A 15956-nucleotide genomic window follows, 5' to 3' on the forward strand; every position below is an offset into this window, starting at 1 on the left:
TCCGTGGGGCGAGGGCCGACGCCTGCTCGGCCAGCACCGGACGTCGGCGGGGCGAAGGTCGGACGCCCGCGAGGCAAAGGCCACGCACCGGCTCGGCCAGCACCCGGCGCCTGCTCGGCGAGCGTCGGCGCGACCACAGAGTGAGCGGCTGCGTCAGCTCGTCATAGAACACTCAAGACCCGAGCCACCGACTCATCCTCGCCCGGCCAAGTCACCGCCTGCGCCCGCCCCAGGCCCTTCAGCTCCGCCCGGCACGTACCGGGCAACCACCGGACGCCCGCCCAGCCAGCACCCGAGCGACTACAGAGCCAGCGGCTGCGTCAGCTCGTCGTAGACGCTCAAGACCTGAGCCACCGTCTCGTCCTCGCTCGGCCACGTCGCCGCCTGGGCGCGCCCCAGGTCCTTCAGCTCCGCGCGGCGCGCGTCGTCGGTGAGGAGGCGGACGACCGCGGCGGCGAGGGCTCCCGCGTCGCCGTACGGCACCAGCTCGGCGGCGTCGCCGACCAGTTCGGGAATCCCGCCCACGGCCGTCGCGACCAGCGGCACGCGCGCGTGCAACGCCTCCTGGGCGAGCAGCGAGCGCGACTCCCAGCTGCTCGGGAGCACCGCGAGGTCGGCGGCCGCGAGCAGCTCCGGCACGTCCTCGCGCCGCCCGACCAGGCGCACGGGCAGGCCCTCGGCGTCGATGCGGGCCTGCAGTGCGGGCCGCTCGGGCCCCTCCCCCGCGACGACGAGCAGCGGCACCGGGTCGAGCCCGCTCCATGCGTGCGCCGCGTCCAGGAGGACGTCGTAGCCCCGGTGCGCTTCGAGGGTGCCGACGGCGAGCAGCAACGGGCGGTCCACGGCGCCCAGTTCCGCCCGTGCCTTGTGGCGCGGCCCTTCGGCATCGCCGTCAGCCGCGGCCTCGGAGCGGCGCGGCTCCGGAAGCGCGACAGGGGCGAGGCGGGCGTCGCGCGCGCCCCGGCTGCGGGCGCGGTCCACGAGGTCGGACGAGGTGCCGAGCACCACGACGGCGGCCTTGGCGACGCGCCGCTCCAGCATGCGCAGGACCCGGGCGCGGGCGCCGGACGCATGGGCGCGGGTGTGCCAGGTGACGACGAGCGGTGTGCGCCGCCCGGCCAGGGCGAGGGCGGCGCGCAGCGCGGCGTGCAGTCCGTGCGCGTGCACGAGGTCGGCGTCCGCACAGGCGGCGCGGAGCGCGGCGACGGAGGCCGGGTCACTGCTGCGTGGTACGGCGATGTGGCGGGCGCCGCAGCCCGCGAAGTCGTACACGTGGTCGGCCTCGGCGGGGGCGCACACGGTGACGCGCACACCGCGCGCGGCGAGCCCCGTGGCGAGGGACCTGACATGCGCGCTGCTTCCCGCGCTGCCGCCACCCAGGACTTGCACGGCGTGCAACGGCGTCTGGCCCTGCGGTGCGGGGCTGCTCACGTGGCTCACGTGGCCGGGGCTCCTGGGTCGGGTCGGCGGGGGGCGGCGCGCCGACGGACGGGTGGGCGCCGGCGGATCGGGCGGCCGGTCGCCCGCCCGTTGCTGCGCCAAGGATGCCAGTCCGTACGGCCCTTCCGGCACAGCCGAAAGGTCCCTTCGGCGTCGGGCGGGACAACTCTGCGGACGGGATCACTCACACGGATGAGCGGGGGCGACAACACGGGACGTATCCGCGCTGCCCCTGGCTACTGCTCCCCCGTACTCCCACGAAGTGGCCGTCAGCCCAGGCATCTTCGCAATACCGGGCCCCTGGCCGAAACCCTTTGGCCAGGCTCGGCGCGCCCCGTCGCGCACTCCGCACGGGGGCACCCCCTAGCGGAGCCCGTTCGCGGCCACCCGGCTCACCGTGTCGCCGCAGGCCGCCGCGGCCACCAGGCCCACGGCGTGCGCGGCGAGCCCGGCGCGGCCGTTGCCCGCGACGATGGCCGCGCCGAGCGCCGCGCCCAGGGCGTGCGCCCCCGTGTCGCCGATCATCGTGCGCTGCCCGGCGTCGTCCGGCAGCACGGCCGCCGCCGCGCCCATCGACGCGGCGGCGAGCGTGCCGCCCGCCCCCGTGCGCAGCAGCCCCGGCGCGCCCAGGGCCAGCACCGCCGCGGGGGCGCGGCCTGGGCGTACGTCCACGAGGTTCACGAAGTGCGCGGTGCCCGCGATCACGACGCCCGCGAGCAGCTTGTCCACCGGCCGCTCCTTCAGGAGCGCGCCCGCGGCGAGGGCCGCCGCCGAGACCCCGAACAACTTCACCGCCCCACTGGTGACTTCCCCGTCCCGCAGCGCCGTCAGGTGCGCCCGGAACCCACGCCTCGGGTCACCGGCACCCGCCATGTCGTCGTACGCCCCGCACGCGCCCGCCGCGACCACGGCGAGCCCGGCGGCCACGCGGGCCCTGCCGCTCAGCGCCGCCGCCCCCAGCGCGGCTCCGGCTGCCGCCGCCGGGCCGCCGTACAGCTCCACCGTGCGGTCCGCGAAGTTCCTGCGCTGCCAGCGGGCGGGGGTGCCCGGGGGGCGGGTGCGGAGGGTGGTGAGGGTGGCGCGGGTCGTGGCGGCGGCCGTGAGGAAGGCGGCGAGGCGGCGCGTAGGGGTGGTCATGTGGATCACTGTAGGGGTGGGGTGGGTCCCTCGCGGGTGCGCCCCAGACCCGCCCCTTCCCGAACCAGGGGGCTCCGGCTAGTTATAGCCCCTCCGGCGTTTGAGGAGCGGGGTCTGGGGCGGAGCCCCAGTTCGGGAAGGGGCGGGCTTGGGGGCCTCCCGGCAGGGCACGGCCTCAGCCATCCCCCCTGGCCGCCGCCAAGAGCTCCTCCGCATGGGCCCGCGCAGTCACCGAGTCCTCCTGCCCGGCCAGCATCCGCGACAGCTCCCGCACCCGGTCCTCCCCTTCGAGCACCTGCACCCCGGACCGCGTCACAGACCCGTCGTTCGTCTTCTCCACGAGCAGCTGCCGATCGGCGAACGCCGCCACCTGCGGCAGGTGCGTGACGACGACGACCTGCGCGGACCTGGCGAGCCGCGCGAGCCGCCGGCCGATCTCGACGGCGGCCTTGCCGCCGACCCCGGCGTCGACCTCGTCGAAGAGATACGTCGGCACGGGGTCCGTACCGGCGAAGACGACCTCCACGGCGAGCATCACGCGGGACAGCTCACCACCGGACGCGCCCTTGGCGATGGGCCGGGGCGGCGCACCGGGGTGGGGGGCGAGCAGGAGCTCGACGTCGTCGACGCCCGCGGGCCCGTACGCGACGGTGCGCCCGTCGATCTCGACGCCGTCGGGGTCGTCGGTCTGCCGGATGTCGATCGTCACGCGCGCGTGCGGCATGGCGAGCGACGCCAGCTCCTCGGTGACGGCCGCCGCGAACCGCGAGGCTGCCTCCACCCGCGCCTCGGTCAACGCACGCGCGAGCTCCGCGAGTTCGGCGCCCAGCGCGTCCCGCTCGGCGGTGAGCTCGGTCAGCCGGTCGTCGTCGCCGTCGAGTTCGGAGAGGCGCGCCGCGCCCTGTTCGGCCCAGGCGAGGACGGCGCCCACGTCCTCGCCGTACTTGCGGGTGAGCTGGGTGAGGGCCGCGCGCCGCTCCTCGACGGCGGCGAGCCGCAGCGGGTCGGCGTCGAGGTCGTCGGCGTACCCGGCGAGCTCGCCCGCCACGTCGGCGACGAGGATGCCGATCTCGCCGATGCGGTCGGCCAGATCGGCGAGGGCGGGGTCGTGGGAGCGGACGGCTTCGAGGGCCCGGTGGGCGCCGCCGACGAGGGTCGTGGCGTCGACGCCCTCGGGGTCCTCGGGGTTACCCGCGAGCGCCGCGTGCGCGACGGTGGCGGCGGAGGCGAGCGCCTCCGCGTGGCCAAGGCGCTCGGCCTCGGCGGCGAGTTCGGTGTCCTCGCCCGCGCGCGGCTCGACGGCCTCGATCTCTTCCAGGCCGAAGCGCAGCATGTCGGCTTCCTGGGCCCGCTCCCGCGCGCGGGTGGTGATCTCGTCGAGCTCCACCGTGACGGCGCGCAGCCTGCGGTACGCGGCCGTGTACTTGTCGAGCGGCACGGAGACCGCCTCGCCCGCGTACCGGTCGAGGGCGCCGCGCTGCCGGGCGGGCTTGAGCAGGCCCTGCTGGTCGCTCTGCCCGTGCACGGCGACGAGTTCGTCGGCGAGCTCGGCCAGGACGCCGACGGGCACGGACCGGCCGCCGAGATGGGCGCGGGAGCGGCCTTCGGCCGAGATGGTGCGGCTGATCAAGAGCGCCCCGTCGTCGAGCTCGGCCCCCGCCTCCTCGGCGCGCAGCGCCGCGGAGGCGCCCGCGGGCACGGCGACGCGCCCCTCCACGACCGCCGACTTGGCGCCGATCCGCACCAGGGCGGGGTCGGCCCGGCCGCCGAGCAGCAGCCCGAGGCTCGTGACGACCATCGTCTTGCCCGCGCCGGTCTCACCGGTCACGGCGGTGAATCCGGGCGACAGCTCGACCACCGCGTCGTCGATGACTCCGAGCGACCGTATGCGCATCTCCTCCAACACGAACCTGACCATACGAGGTTTCCACCCCCGGTCGCGACGTTGCCCCCGGGTTCTGAGGCAGAAGCAGCTGATCGCGGCCCGGCCCGACCGTGCCGCGTGTCACCCGCCGGGGTGGGGTTTTCCCCCGCAGGATCCGGAGGTGATCACCATGGTGGGCGGGGGTCCAGGCCCACCATGATGATCGACATGACTACGGGACTGGCACGGGCGGCGCTGCGGGCGCACCGCCCCGCGTTCATCGGCACGGCGGTCGCGGCACTGTTCGCGGCGGCGGTCGTGAGCGCGTCGACGATGATGCTCCGCACGACGAGCACGGACGGCCTCTCGCCCACAACCCGCGCCCGCCTGAGCGAGAACGGCGTGGGCGACATCGCGACGGTGCTCCTGATCGGCTCCGTCTACATGTCGGTCTTCGTGGTCGCGTCGACGATGGGCACGGCCGTCGTGCAGCAGCACCGCGAGCTCGCCCTGGTCCGCTCCATCGGCGCCCGCCCCCGGCAGGTCCGCCGCGCGGTCGCCGCCCAGGCCCTGGCCGCGTCCGTGCCCGCCGCCCTGGCCGGCTTCGCTCTCGGCGGGCTGCTCGCCCGCGTGTGGTTCGCGGGCATGGTCCGGCACGGCCTCGTCCCGGCCGAGGTGTCCTTCCGCTTCAGCTGGCTGGCCCTGCCGGTGTGCCTGGGCGTCGCGGTGGTGACGTCCGTGCTCGCCGCCGTGCTGTCCTCGGTCAGGTTCTCCCTGCTGCGGCCCGCCCGCGCGCTCGACGAGGCGGCCGCCGGGCGGCGCGGGCTCGGGGCGCTGCGGGCCCCGCTCGGCCTGCTCGCCGTCGCGGGCGCCGTCTGCCTCTCCGTGGTCCTCTCGCGACAGCCCGCGGACGAGGCGAGCGAAGGGGCGTTCCTCGTCCTGATCCTGTTCTGCGTGGGCGCGGGGCTCCTCGGCCCGCGCCTCATCGGGCCCGCGGCCTGGCTGGTGTCCGCGGTGGTGGGCCGGTTCGGCGGCGCGTCGGCCCGCCTGGCGATGCGGAACGTCCGCTCCCAGCCCCGCCGCTTCTCGGCGGCGGTGGTCCCGCTGCTGCTGGTCGTCGGCTTCGGCGTCACGAAGATAGCGCTGCACACGACGGCCGAGCACCACACAGGCACCGCGGGCAGCCCGGGCGAGGTGTGGATGGACTACATGGGCACGTCGTTGTACGCGGGCTTCGCCGCCATCGCCTCGGCGAACACGCTCGCGATGATCTCCTTCGAGCGCCGCCGCGACCTCGCCCTGCTGCGCGTCGTCGGCTCCCAGCGCCGCCAGGTGCGGGCCATGGCGGCGTGGGAGGCCGTGGTCGTCGCCGGGACGGCCCTGCTCGTCGGCGGCGTCATCGCCCTCGCGACGCTCGCGCCCATGCTCAGCTCGGCGTTCGGCTCGGCGGTGCCGTATCTGCCGTGGGCCGTCCCTGCCGGCATCGCGGCGGGCACGGTCCTGCTGACGCTCGGCGCGACGGGCCTGCCGGTGGCGGCGGTGCTGCGGCGCCGCGCGATATCGGTGGTCAACGCGACATGACGGGGCCGCGGGTCCGTTGCGGCTGGTCGCGCAGTTGCCCGCGAACCTTCGAGGCGTTCCCGTGCCCCTGCGGCGCGCTCCCGTGCCGGTGAGAAGCCGCGCCCCGGCGGAGCGTCAGTGCGGCGCCCCCCGCCACCCCGACACCGGCAGGGCGAACTTGGCGACGAGCCGGTCCGTGAAGGACGCGTGGTGCAGCCGCGCGAGCCGCACCGGCACGGCGCCCCTGCGCACCTCGACGCGGGCCCCCGCGGGCAGTTCCACGGTCCGCCGCCCGTCGCACCACAGCACCCCGTGCGGCGTGTGCGGCTGGACCTCGACGGCGAGCACGGTGTCCGGCGAGGTCACCAGGGGCTTGGCGAACAGGGCGTGGGCGCTGATCGGCACCATGAGCAGCGCTTCCACCTCGGGCCACACCACGGGCCCGCCCGCCGAGAACGCGTACGCGGTCGAGCCGGTCGGCGTCGCGCACACGATCCCGTCGCAGCCGAAGCCGGTGACCGGACGCCCGTCGATCTCCAGGACGACCTCGAGCATCCGCTCCGCCGACATCTTCTGCACGGCGGCCTCGTTCAGGGCCCAGTCGCGGTGCACGACATCGCCGTTGCTGTGCACGACGACGTCGACGGTCATGCGCTCCTCGACCTCGTACGCCTTGGTGACGACGCGGTCGACGACCTTGTCCAGGTCGTCCCGCTCGGCCTCGGCGAGGAAGCCGACGCGGCCGAGGTTCACGCCGAGCATCGGCACTCCGGACGCGCGGGCGAACTCGGCGCCGCGCAGCAGCGTCCCGTCACCGCCGAGCACGATGAGCAGTTCACACCCGTCGAGGCACGCGGGCGTCGCCTCCTTCACCAGCTCCACCGAGGGCGGCAGCGGCAGATCGGCGGCCTCCGCCTCCAGGACCCGCACGCCGAGGCCGCTGCGAAGCAGCCCCTGGACGACGAGTTCGGCGCTGCGGATGGCCGCGGGCCTGCCGGTGTGGGCAAGGAGAAAAACAGTACGAGCTCGGGTCTGACTCAACGGGGCCCCTCCGCCACGGCACGGTCGACGTCCTCCGGGTCGAGTTCCGGCGCCCCGGCGCGCAGCCACAGAAAGTACTCGACGTTCCCCGACGGTCCGGGCAGCGGGCTCGCGGTGACGCCGCGCACGCCGAGGCCGAGCTCCCACGCCTGCCGCGCCACGGTGCGCACCATCTCGGCCCGCAGCTCGGGCGAGCGCACCACGCCTCCGCTGCCGAGCCGCTCCTTGCCGACCTCGAACTGCGGCTTGACCATCAGGACGAGGTCCGCGTCCGGGGCCGCGCACCGCACCAGGGCGGGAAGGACGAGCCCGAGCGGAATGAAGGAGAGATCGCCGACCACCACGTCGACGGGCACGCCGTCGATCAGGTCGAGCGTCAACTCGCGTACGTTCGTACGGTCCTTGACGGTGACCCGGTCGTCGCTCTGCAGGGACCAGGCGAGCTGGCCGTAGCCGACGTCGACGGCGACGACGTGCGCGGCCCCGGCGCGCAGGAGCACGTCCGTGAAGCCACCGGTGGACGCACCCGCGTCGAGCGCGCGCCGCCCTTCGACGACGAGCCCCTGCGGCACGAAGGCGGCCAGCGCGCCGGCGAGCTTGTGGCCGCCGCGCGAGACGTAGTCGGGGTCGCTGTCGTCCTGGGTGACGACGATCGCGGCGGCGGTCTCGACCTGGGTGGCCGGTTTGGTCGCGAGGGTCTTGCCGACGGTCACGCGACCGGCGGCGATCAGCTGGCTTGCGTGCTCGCGCGAGCGCGCGAGCTTCCGGCGCACCAGCTCGGCGTCGAGGCGGCGGCGTGCCACTCCTGCCACGTTCGGTTCAGCTCCTGTTGTCGTACGTAGGCGGCCCGGGTCGTGCGTCGAGCGCGGTCAGCGCGTCGCGCAGGCCCCGGTGGACATCCTCGTACACCTCGATGTGGCCGTCCGTGGCGAGGTGGTCGGCATCGCCGAGCCGGTCGAGCCGCGCGTCCACGTCGGCGTCGCCGGTGGCGGTGCGGGGCACGCCGAGGGGGGCGGGCGTGGCGGGGTCGTACGCCGCCGGAGCACCCGCCGGAGCACCCGCCGGAACCTCCTGCCCCGGAAGCCGTCCCGGAGCCGCTGGTACCTCCGGGACCTGCTCCGGCACGTCGCCGGACACCTGGGAGTCGTCGCTCATGACACGACGCTACATCGAAGCCCTGCGGTACCGTCGATCACGATGGCGACCTTGGCGGAGTGCCGCAGCGCACTCGACCGGCTTTCGGACAACCTGGCGGGCGCCGACGGCGACGTACGCACCGCCGCGGCGCTCGACCGCTCCCTGAGCTGTCACATCAAGGACCTGGACGTCACGTTCACGGGCCGCCTGGAGAACGGCCGGATCGTGGTACGCGACCACCACCCCGGCCCGCCGCGCGAGAAGGCCCAGATCCGCCTTGCCATGACGGGTGACGACCTGGTCGCCCTGGTGGACGGCGAGCTGCACTTCGCCAAGGCGTGGGGCGCGGGCCGGGTCCGCCTGGAGGCGGGCTTCCGTGACCTGCTGCGCCTCAGGAAGCTGTTGTAGCCGGGACCGGCTTGCGCGGCCGCCGCGCCGCGGGCACCACGAGCGGCGTCCCCGTCTCCGGGTCGTCGATGATCTGGCACGGCAGGCCGAAGGTCTCCTCGACGAGCTCCGCCGTGACGATGTCGGACGGTGCGCCCTCCGCGATGACCTCGCCGCCGCGCAGCGCGATGAGGTGCGTGGCGTACCGGGCGGCGTGGTTGAGGTCGTGCAGGACGGCGACGAGGGTGCGGCCCTGCTCCTCGTGCAGCTCGGCGCACAGGTCGAGGACGTCGATCTGGTGCTGGATGTCGAGGAACGTCGTCGGCTCGTCGAGCAGCAGCAGCGGCGTCTGCTGGGCGAGCGCCATCGCGATCCACACGCGCTGGCGCTGGCCGCCGGAGAGCTCGTCGACGTACCGGTCACCGAGCTCGGCGACGCCGGTGGACTCCATCGACTCGCGCACGATCCGCTCGTCGTCGTCCGACCACTGGCGCAGCAGGCCCTGGTGCGGGTAGCGGCCGCGTGCCACCAGGTCGCCCACGGTGATGCCGTCGGGCGCGATCGACGACTGCGGGAGCAGCCCGAGCGTGCGCGCCACCTTCTTCGCCGGCATCGACTGGATGACCTGGCCGTCGAGCAGCACCCGGCCCGTGGACGGCTTGAGCATCCGCGACAGGGCCCGCAGGAGCGTGGACTTGCCGCAGGCGTTGGGTCCGACGATGACGGTGAAGGAGTTGTCGGGGATCTCGACGGAGAGCTTCTCCGCGATGACGCGCTGGTCGTAGCCGAGGGTCACGTCGTCGGCGATGAGCCGGTTCACAGGGGCACGCTCCTGGTCGTGGGGTTGCACGTGAGAGGGGGTGGGGCCCGGCGTCATACCCGTCCCGCCCTGCGTTCGGTGGCGAGGAGCCACAGCAGGTAGACGCCGCCGAGCACACCCGTGACGACACCGACGGGCAGCTGGTCGGCGCCGAACGCCCGCTGCGAGGCCCAGTCGGCGACGATCAGGAGGGTGGCGCCCATGCACATCGCGGGCAGCAGGTTCGGGCCCGGCGAGCGGGTGAGGCGGCGGGCGAGCTGCGGCGCGGTGAGGGCGACGAAGCTGACGGGCCCCGCGGCGGCGGTGGCGGCAGCGGTGAGCAGCACGGCGACGCCCATCAGGACCACGCGGGTGCGCTCGACGGGCACGCCGAGCGCGTACGCGACGTCGTCGCCCATCTCCAGCATGCGCAGCGGCCGGGCGTGCGCGACGACGAGCGGGAGCAGCACCACGCACAGCCAGAACAGCGGCCAGACCTGGTCCCAGTCGCGGCCGTTGAGGGAGCCGGTCATCCAGACGACGGCGCGCGCCGCGTCGACGAAGTCGGCCTTGGTGAGCAGATAGCCGTTCATGGCGACGGCGAAGGCGTTCACACCGATGCCGACGAGGACGAGCCGGTAGCCGTGCACGCCCCGCTTCCAGGCGAGCAGGTACATCGCGGCGCCGGTGACCAGGCCGCCGACGAGGGCGCCGCCCGCGACCTGCGTCGCGGTGCCCTGGAAGACGACGATCATCAGGAGGGCGCCGGAGGTCGCGCCCTGGCCGAGGCCGAGGATGTCCGGGCTGCCCAGCGGGTTGCGGGAGACGGACTGGAAGAGCGCGCCGCCGAGGCCGAGCGCGCCGCCCACGAGCAGCCCGACGAGGACCCGCGGCAGGCGCAGCTCGTTGATGATGAAGTCCTGCCCGGCGTCGCCGTTGCCGAGCAGGGTGCGGATGACGTCGGCGGCCGGGATGGGGAAGTCGCCGGTGCCGATGAGTACGACGCTGCCGGCGAGCGCGGCGACGACGAGCGCCGCCACGACGACGGACGTGCGGACGTCGAGGCGGACGGAGAGCCCGCCCCGGGTGCGTATCGCCTTCACAGCTGAGCCGTCCTCCGCCGTCGTACGAGCAGGATGAAGACCGGGGCGCCGATGGCCGCGGTGACGATGCCGACCTGGAGCTCGGCGGGGCGCGAGACGACCCGGCCGAGCACGTCGGCGCCGAGCAGCAGTACGGGCGACAGGACGGCCGCGTACGGGAGGATCCAGCGCATGTCGGGCCCGGTGAAGGAGCGCACGATGTGCGGCACCATCAGGCCGACGAACACGATGGGCCCGCAGGCCGCGGTCGCGGCGCCGCACAGCAGGGTCGCGGAGGCCATGGACAGGGCGCGGGTGCGGGCCAGGTGGGCGCCGAGCGCGCGGGCCGTGTCGTCGCCCATGGCCACGGCGTTCAGCGGCCGTGCGAGGCCCGCCGCGAGGACGATGCCGACGGCGAGGAAGGGCAGGACCTGCTGGATGGTCTCCATCCTGGCCGAGGCCAGGGAGCCGACCGTCCAGAAGCGCATCTTGTCGAGCGCGGCGTTGTCCGTGATCATCACGGCCTGCAGATAGCCGGAGAGCGCCGCGGTCAGCGCCGTGCCGGCGAGCGCGAGCCGCACGGGTGTGGCGCCGCGGGTGCCGCCGAGTACGTAGACGAGCGCGCCGACGACGGCCGCGCCGGCGAAGGCGAACCACACGTAGCCGCTCAGCGAGGTGACGCCGAAGAAGCTGATGGCGGTGACGACGGCGGCCGACGCGCCCATGTTGATGCCGAGGAGCCCCGGGTCGGCCAGCGGGTTGCGGGTCAGGGCCTGCAGCACGGCGCCGGACAGGCCGAGCGCGACGCCCGCGAGGACCCCGAGCAGGGTGCGCGAGACCCGCTCGCCCACGACGACGTCGGCGTAGGTCCCCGAGTCCTGGAACAGGCCGTGCCAGACCTGCCCCATGGACAGCTGTTTGGCGCCGACGGCGATGCTCGCGAGCACGACGACGAGCAGCAGCACGACGGAGAGGACGAGCCCGACGCCGCGTACGACACGGCGGTTGGGCGGCGCGGGGGCGGCTTCCGCGCGGGGTTCGGGGGGACTGTCGACCAACACGAGGTTAGGTTAGCCTACCCTCCCATCCCTCCCCGCTCCCGTCCCTCCCCCGACGAGAGAAGCCCCGGCATGCCCTGGTCCCGCCCCACCCCGCCGCCGACCCCCTCACGCCGGACACTGCTCGGTGCGGGCGGCGCGCTCGACCTGAGCGCCCTCCTCACCGCGTGCGGCGACAGTGACGCCGACGGCAAGGCGTGGGCGTTGAAGGACGACCGGGGCAGGACGGCCCGCGCGAAGTCGACGCCGAAGAACATCGTCGCCTTCATCAGCACGGTCGACGGCAGGCCCAACCCGCAGGCCGGCGACCTCGATGTCGACAGACTGACCAGCCTCGGCGAGGCCTGGGGCCAGCTCAGCATCGAGAAGTACGCGGCCCTGAAGCCGGACCTGCTGATCAGCAACATGTTCCCGCCGCCCAACCTCTGGTTCGTCCCGGAGGAGAATGGAAGAACGCTACAGCTACGCGGGCTGCGCCCCCGTACTGGAAAACCTGGCAGCAGCCATCAACAAGTCCAGGAAGCTCAAGCGCTTCTAGCCCGCCCGGCGTTTGAGGGCGAGGCGCGAAGCGCCGATCAAGGGGGTCCCAGGGGGCGAAGCCCCCTGGTTTCGGTGAAGGGGCGGGCCTGGGGCGCCCCGCGAGGGCCCACCCACCCGCACCCCACACCCCCTACAGCCCCAACCGAGCCAACGCCTTCCCCCCATCCAGCTCACACACCCCATCCCCCGCAGCCGTCCAAGCGACAGCACACAACACCCGCAGCCCATCCATCACACGCCCCTCCCCCTCCAACACCAGCGCATCCCCCCGCACAGACGCACTCCACCCCCCACAAGCGAACCCCCCGAACCCCCCGAACCCCCCACCCACAGCCTCCACTTCAGGCTGCCCCACCAACAGCCCCCGCAGATCCGCATCCACATACGTGGGCCGATGCTCAGGCCGCGCGGCCAGCAACCGCGCCCCATCCGTCACACCAGTAAGCACCAGCAACGAGTCCACACCCCCGTTGAAGGCACCCTCGATATCCGTATCGAGCCGATCCCCCACCACCAGCGGCCGCTCGGCCCCCGTCCGCAGAATCGTCTCCCGATGCATCGGGGGCAACGGCTTCCCCGCCACCTGCGGCTCAGCCCCCGTGGCGATACGCACGACCTCCACCGCCGCACCATTGCCGGGCGCAATGCCCCGCGCACTCGGAATGGTCAGATCCGTGTTGGACGCGAACCACGGCACACCACGAGCGATCGCGTAACACGCCTCCGCGAACCGCCCCCAGGCCAGATCGGGCCCGCCATACCCCTGCACCACCGCCACCGGCGCGTCATCCGCGGACTCCACCGGCTCAAGACCCCGCTCACGCAGCGCGACCCTCAGCCCTTCCCCGCCGATCACCAACACCCGTGCGCCCGCGGGCACTTGCTCGCTCACGAGCCGTGCCACCGCCTGCGCGGAGGTGATCACGTCCGAGGCGTCCGCCGGGATGCCGAGCTCGGTCAGATGCCCCGCCACCGCGTCCGGCGTCCGCAGCGCGTTGTTCGTCACGTACGCGAGGTGCATGCCCCCTGAGCGGGCCGTCTCCAGCGATGCGACGGCGTGCGCGATCGCCTCGCCGCCCGCGTACACCACCCCGTCCAGGTCGAGCAGTGCCGTGTCGTAGGCCTCGCTCAGCGCCTGCGCGCTGCCCGCGGGCCTGCTCCTGGGGGTCCGGCTGCCGGTCTGGCTCATTACGTATCGCTCCTCGATATATCCGCTCCCCCGATCATCGCGCATGCCACTGACACACTTACGATGCACTAATGAACACAGCGGGTCACACGGACGTCCAAGGCCTCGACCTGATCTCGTTCCGAGGCGTGCGCTACGACCCGGAACGGGTCGGCAGTCTCGCGGCCGTGACCTCACCTCCGTACGACGTGGTCGTACGCCCGGACGGCCTGCTGCAGTTGGAGTCCTCCGACCCGCACAACATCGTCCGCCTGATCCTGCCGCAGGCCACCACGCAGGCCGCCCGGGACCGGCAGGCGGCGGACACCCTGCACGAGTGGCTCGCCGACGGCATCCTCAAGCCCGACGCCGTCCCCGGTCTCTACGTGTACGAGCAGCGCGGCGCCGACATCGTGCAGCGCGGCATCGTCGGCGCCCTGCGCCTGTCCGAGCGGACGGACGGCATCGTCCTGCCCCACGAGGACGTCATGCCGCACGTGATCGAGGACCGCGCCGCCCTGATGCGCGCGACGGCAGCGAACCTGGAGCCGCTCCTCCTGACGTACCGCAGCAGCGGCCCGACGAACGGCGCGGCCGCCGCCATAGAGCGCGCCACGCACCACAAGCCGCTGCTCTCCACGACCACGGAGGACGGCTTCAGCCACCGCCTGTGGGCGATCACGGACCCGGCGGAGATCGCCGAGATCCAGTCAGATCTGGCCCGCCACCAGGCCCTCATCGCCGACGGCCACCACCGCTGGGCCACCTACCTGCGGCTGCGCGCCGAGCACACGTCCCCGGGCCCCTGGGACTTCGGCCTGGTCCTGCTCGTGGACACGGCCCGCTATCCGCTGCGGGTCCGCGCCATCCACCGCTATCTGCACCGGCTCCCGGTCGCCGAGGCCCTCGCTCCCCTGGAGGGCCTGTTCCGGGTACGCACCCTGGAGTGCCCGCTCCCTGAGGCCCTGACGGCTCTCGCCGACGCCGCGTCCATGGGCAACGCCTTCCTGCTCGCGGGCGACGGCTCGTTCCACCTGGTGGACCGGCCGTCCCCCGAGCTCCTCGCGCGAACGGTCCCCACCGGCTATCCGGAGGCGTGGCGCACGCTGGACGCGACCGTCCTGCACGCCACGCTCCTCGACCACCTCTGGCGCATCCCGGACGCCCCGGAGCACATCGCGTACATCCATCACACGGAGGCGACGGTCGAGAAGGCCGAGCGCGAAGGCGGCACGGCCGTCCTGATGCACCCGGTCCGCGAGGAGGTCGTACGCCACCTGGCCCGCCAGGGCGTCACGATGCCCCGCAAGTCGACGTCGTTCGGCCCGAAGCCGGCGACGGGCCTGGTCCTGCGCGACCTGGCGTACTGAGCCGCCCTCCGCACGCACACAGCCAGAAGGGGCGGGCCTCGATCCGAGACCCGCCCCTTCTGTGTCCGTGTCTGCGTACGTGGATGACGACGCTACGTACGTGGATACGCCACGTCAGTCCTCGTCGCGCTCCACGCCGCGCTCGTCCGCACGCGAACCCGCGTCCGCCGCGTCATCGCCCTGCGCCTGCGCGTCGCTCTCGTCGTCGCCCTCCTGGAGCGCGTCGACGAACTCGACGCCATCCAGCTCGGCGAGCCGGTCGGAGGCGTCGGTGCTGCCGTCCTTGTCGGACTCGACGGCCTTCGCGAACCACTCCCGCGCCTCGCCCTCACGCCCGGCGGCGAGCAGCGCGTCGGCGTACGCGTAGCGCAGGCGCGCGGTCCACGGCTGCACGGAGCTGGAGGCGAGCTCCGGGCTCTGCAGCGTGACGATGGCCGCGTCGAGCTGGCCCAGGTCGCGCCGCGCACCGGCGGCGACGAGCCGCATCTCGACCTGGCCGGCCTTGTCGAGCTTCTGCACCTCCGGCGCCCCTGCCATGTCGAGCGCCCGCTCGGGCCGCCCGAGCCCGCGCTCGCAGTCGGCCATGACCGGCCACAGCTCGACGCCACCGCTCATGCGCCGCGCGGCCCGGAACTCGCCGAGCGCCTCGCCGTACTTCTGGCTCGCGTACGCGGCGAAGCCGGCCGCCTCCCGCACTGCGGCCACGCGCGAGGCGAGCCGCAGGGCGACCTTCGAGTACCCGTAGGCCCCCTCGGGGTCCTCGTCGATGAGGCGGGCGACCATCACCAGGTTCTTGGCGACGTCGTCGGCGAGCGTCTTGGGCAGGCTCTGCAGCTCCTGCCGTACGTCCTTGTCGATCTCCTCGCCGGTGACGTCCTCCGGGATCGGCAGCCGCTTGATCGGCTCCCGGTCGCCACGGTCCCGGTCCCGGTCCTCACGACGGAACCCACCGCGGTCCTCGCGGCCACGGTAGCCACCGGGCCGCCCACGGCTGTCGTCACGCCGCGGCCCGTGCCCACGGAAGCCGCTGTCGTCACGCCGGTCATCGCGACGGTCGTCGCGACGGAACCCACCGCGGTCACCGCGCTCGCCGCGATCGCGGTCGTCGCGCCGGAACCCTCCACGGTCACGATCGTCACGCCGGAAGCCACCGCGGTCCCCGTCACGACGGTCATCACGACGGAAACCACCACGGTCACCACGGTCACGATCGTCACGACGGTCATCGCGACGGTCGTCACGCCGATCGTCGCGGCGGAATGCGGGACGGTCACCGTCGCGACGGAACCCACCGCGGTCACCGCGGTCGCGGTCATCGCGCCGGAAGCCACCGCGGTCGCCATCACGACGGTCATCACGACGGAAACCACCAC

At 73.9% G+C, this 15956-nt stretch carries 14 protein-coding genes and 1 pseudogene; 4 read left to right on the forward strand and 11 right to left on the reverse strand.

What is annotated here, in order from left to right:
- Nucleotides 1-300 precede the first annotated feature (300 nt).
- The 3 genes from ACFWZ5_RS20595 to recN all read right to left on the reverse strand — a co-directional run bounded on the left by ACFWZ5_RS20595 (nt 301) and on the right by recN (nt 4495).
- A complete protein-coding gene (locus ACFWZ5_RS20595) occupies nt 301-1440 on the reverse strand; it encodes a glycosyltransferase family 4 protein (protein ID WP_384806408.1) in 1140 nt (379 codons plus the stop codon).
- 363 nt (nt 1441-1803) lie between these two features.
- Complete coding sequence (locus ACFWZ5_RS20600) at nt 1804-2577, reverse strand: hypothetical protein (RefSeq protein WP_384806406.1); 774 nt, start codon at nt 2575-2577, stop codon at nt 1804-1806.
- A gap of 175 nt (nt 2578-2752) precedes the next feature.
- Entirely contained in the window at nt 2753-4495 is a 1743-nt protein-coding gene (recN, locus tag ACFWZ5_RS20605) for a DNA repair protein RecN (RefSeq protein ID WP_384802569.1), read from the reverse strand.
- Nucleotides 4496-4669: 174 nt separating this feature from the next.
- Between recN and ACFWZ5_RS20610 the strand changes: the two genes are divergently transcribed.
- Complete coding sequence (locus tag ACFWZ5_RS20610) at nt 4670-6022, forward strand: FtsX-like permease family protein (RefSeq protein WP_384802572.1); 1353 nt, start codon at nt 4670-4672, stop codon at nt 6020-6022.
- Nucleotides 6023-6136: 114 nt separating this feature from the next.
- On the opposite strand, the gene ACFWZ5_RS20615 is transcribed toward ACFWZ5_RS20610, so the two are convergent.
- The 3 genes from ACFWZ5_RS20615 to ACFWZ5_RS20625 are packed head-to-tail and all read right to left on the reverse strand — an operon-like array spanning nt 6137 to nt 8197.
- On the reverse strand, nt 6137-7042 hold the full coding sequence (locus tag ACFWZ5_RS20615; RefSeq protein ID WP_384802576.1) for an NAD kinase: 906 nt from the start codon (nt 7040-7042) through the stop codon (nt 6137-6139).
- Nucleotides 7039-7854 (reverse strand): TlyA family RNA methyltransferase, encoded by an 816-nt coding sequence (locus ACFWZ5_RS20620; RefSeq protein ID WP_384802579.1) that lies wholly within the window; start codon nt 7852-7854, stop codon nt 7039-7041. Before ACFWZ5_RS20620 ends, ACFWZ5_RS20615 begins: the two co-directional genes overlap by 4 nt.
- A 7-nt stretch (nt 7855-7861) precedes the next feature.
- A complete protein-coding gene (locus ACFWZ5_RS20625) occupies nt 7862-8197 on the reverse strand; it encodes a hypothetical protein (RefSeq protein ID WP_384802582.1) in 336 nt (111 codons plus the stop codon).
- A gap of 42 nt (nt 8198-8239) precedes the next feature.
- Between ACFWZ5_RS20625 and ACFWZ5_RS20630 the strand changes: the two genes are divergently transcribed.
- Complete coding sequence (locus tag ACFWZ5_RS20630; RefSeq protein WP_384802585.1) at nt 8240-8587, forward strand: sterol-binding protein; 348 nt, start codon at nt 8240-8242, stop codon at nt 8585-8587.
- Here the strand turns inward: ACFWZ5_RS20630 and ACFWZ5_RS20635 are convergent.
- From ACFWZ5_RS20635 to ACFWZ5_RS20650, 4 genes are all read right to left on the reverse strand, one after another.
- On the reverse strand, nt 8571-9443 hold the full coding sequence (locus ACFWZ5_RS20635; RefSeq protein WP_384802588.1) for an ABC transporter ATP-binding protein: 873 nt from the start codon (nt 9441-9443) through the stop codon (nt 8571-8573). The genes ACFWZ5_RS20630 and ACFWZ5_RS20635 overlap by 17 nt on opposite strands.
- Nucleotides 9440-10468 carry a FecCD family ABC transporter permease gene (locus ACFWZ5_RS20640; protein WP_384802591.1) on the reverse strand — a complete coding sequence of 343 codons (1029 nt, stop codon included), beginning with the start codon at nt 10466-10468 and terminating at the stop codon, nt 9440-9442. Before ACFWZ5_RS20640 ends, ACFWZ5_RS20635 begins: the two co-directional genes overlap by 4 nt.
- Nucleotides 10465-11508 (reverse strand): FecCD family ABC transporter permease, encoded by a 1044-nt coding sequence (locus ACFWZ5_RS20645; protein WP_384802593.1) that lies wholly within the window; start codon nt 11506-11508, stop codon nt 10465-10467. The genes ACFWZ5_RS20640 and ACFWZ5_RS20645 overlap by 4 nt, the downstream gene beginning before the upstream one ends.
- Before the next feature lie 667 nt (nt 11509-12175).
- A complete protein-coding gene (locus tag ACFWZ5_RS20650) occupies nt 12176-13234 on the reverse strand; it encodes an HAD hydrolase-like protein (RefSeq protein ID WP_384802596.1) in 1059 nt (352 codons plus the stop codon).
- A 71-nt stretch (nt 13235-13305) separates the two neighbouring features.
- Here ACFWZ5_RS20650 and ACFWZ5_RS20655 point away from each other — a divergent pair, with 71 nt between their 5' ends.
- Nucleotides 13306-14583, forward strand: coding sequence for a DUF1015 family protein (locus ACFWZ5_RS20655; RefSeq protein WP_384802599.1), 1278 nt, complete (start codon nt 13306-13308; stop codon nt 14581-14583).
- A gap of 114 nt (nt 14584-14697) precedes the next feature.
- Here ACFWZ5_RS20655 and ACFWZ5_RS20660 read toward each other — a convergent pair whose 3' ends face one another.
- Nucleotides 14698-15474 carry a hypothetical protein gene (locus ACFWZ5_RS20660; protein WP_384802602.1) on the reverse strand — a complete coding sequence of 259 codons (777 nt, stop codon included), beginning with the start codon at nt 15472-15474 and terminating at the stop codon, nt 14698-14700.
- A gap of 120 nt (nt 15475-15594) precedes the next feature.
- On the opposite strand from ACFWZ5_RS20660, the pseudogene ACFWZ5_RS20665 reads away from it, so the two are divergent.
- Nucleotides 15595-15956 (forward strand): annotated as a pseudogene (locus ACFWZ5_RS20665) (hypothetical protein); the annotation flags it as partial.

This window comes from Streptomyces sp. NPDC059003, assembly GCF_042740445.1.
Lineage (GTDB): Bacteria > Actinomycetota > Actinomycetes > Streptomycetales > Streptomycetaceae > Streptomyces.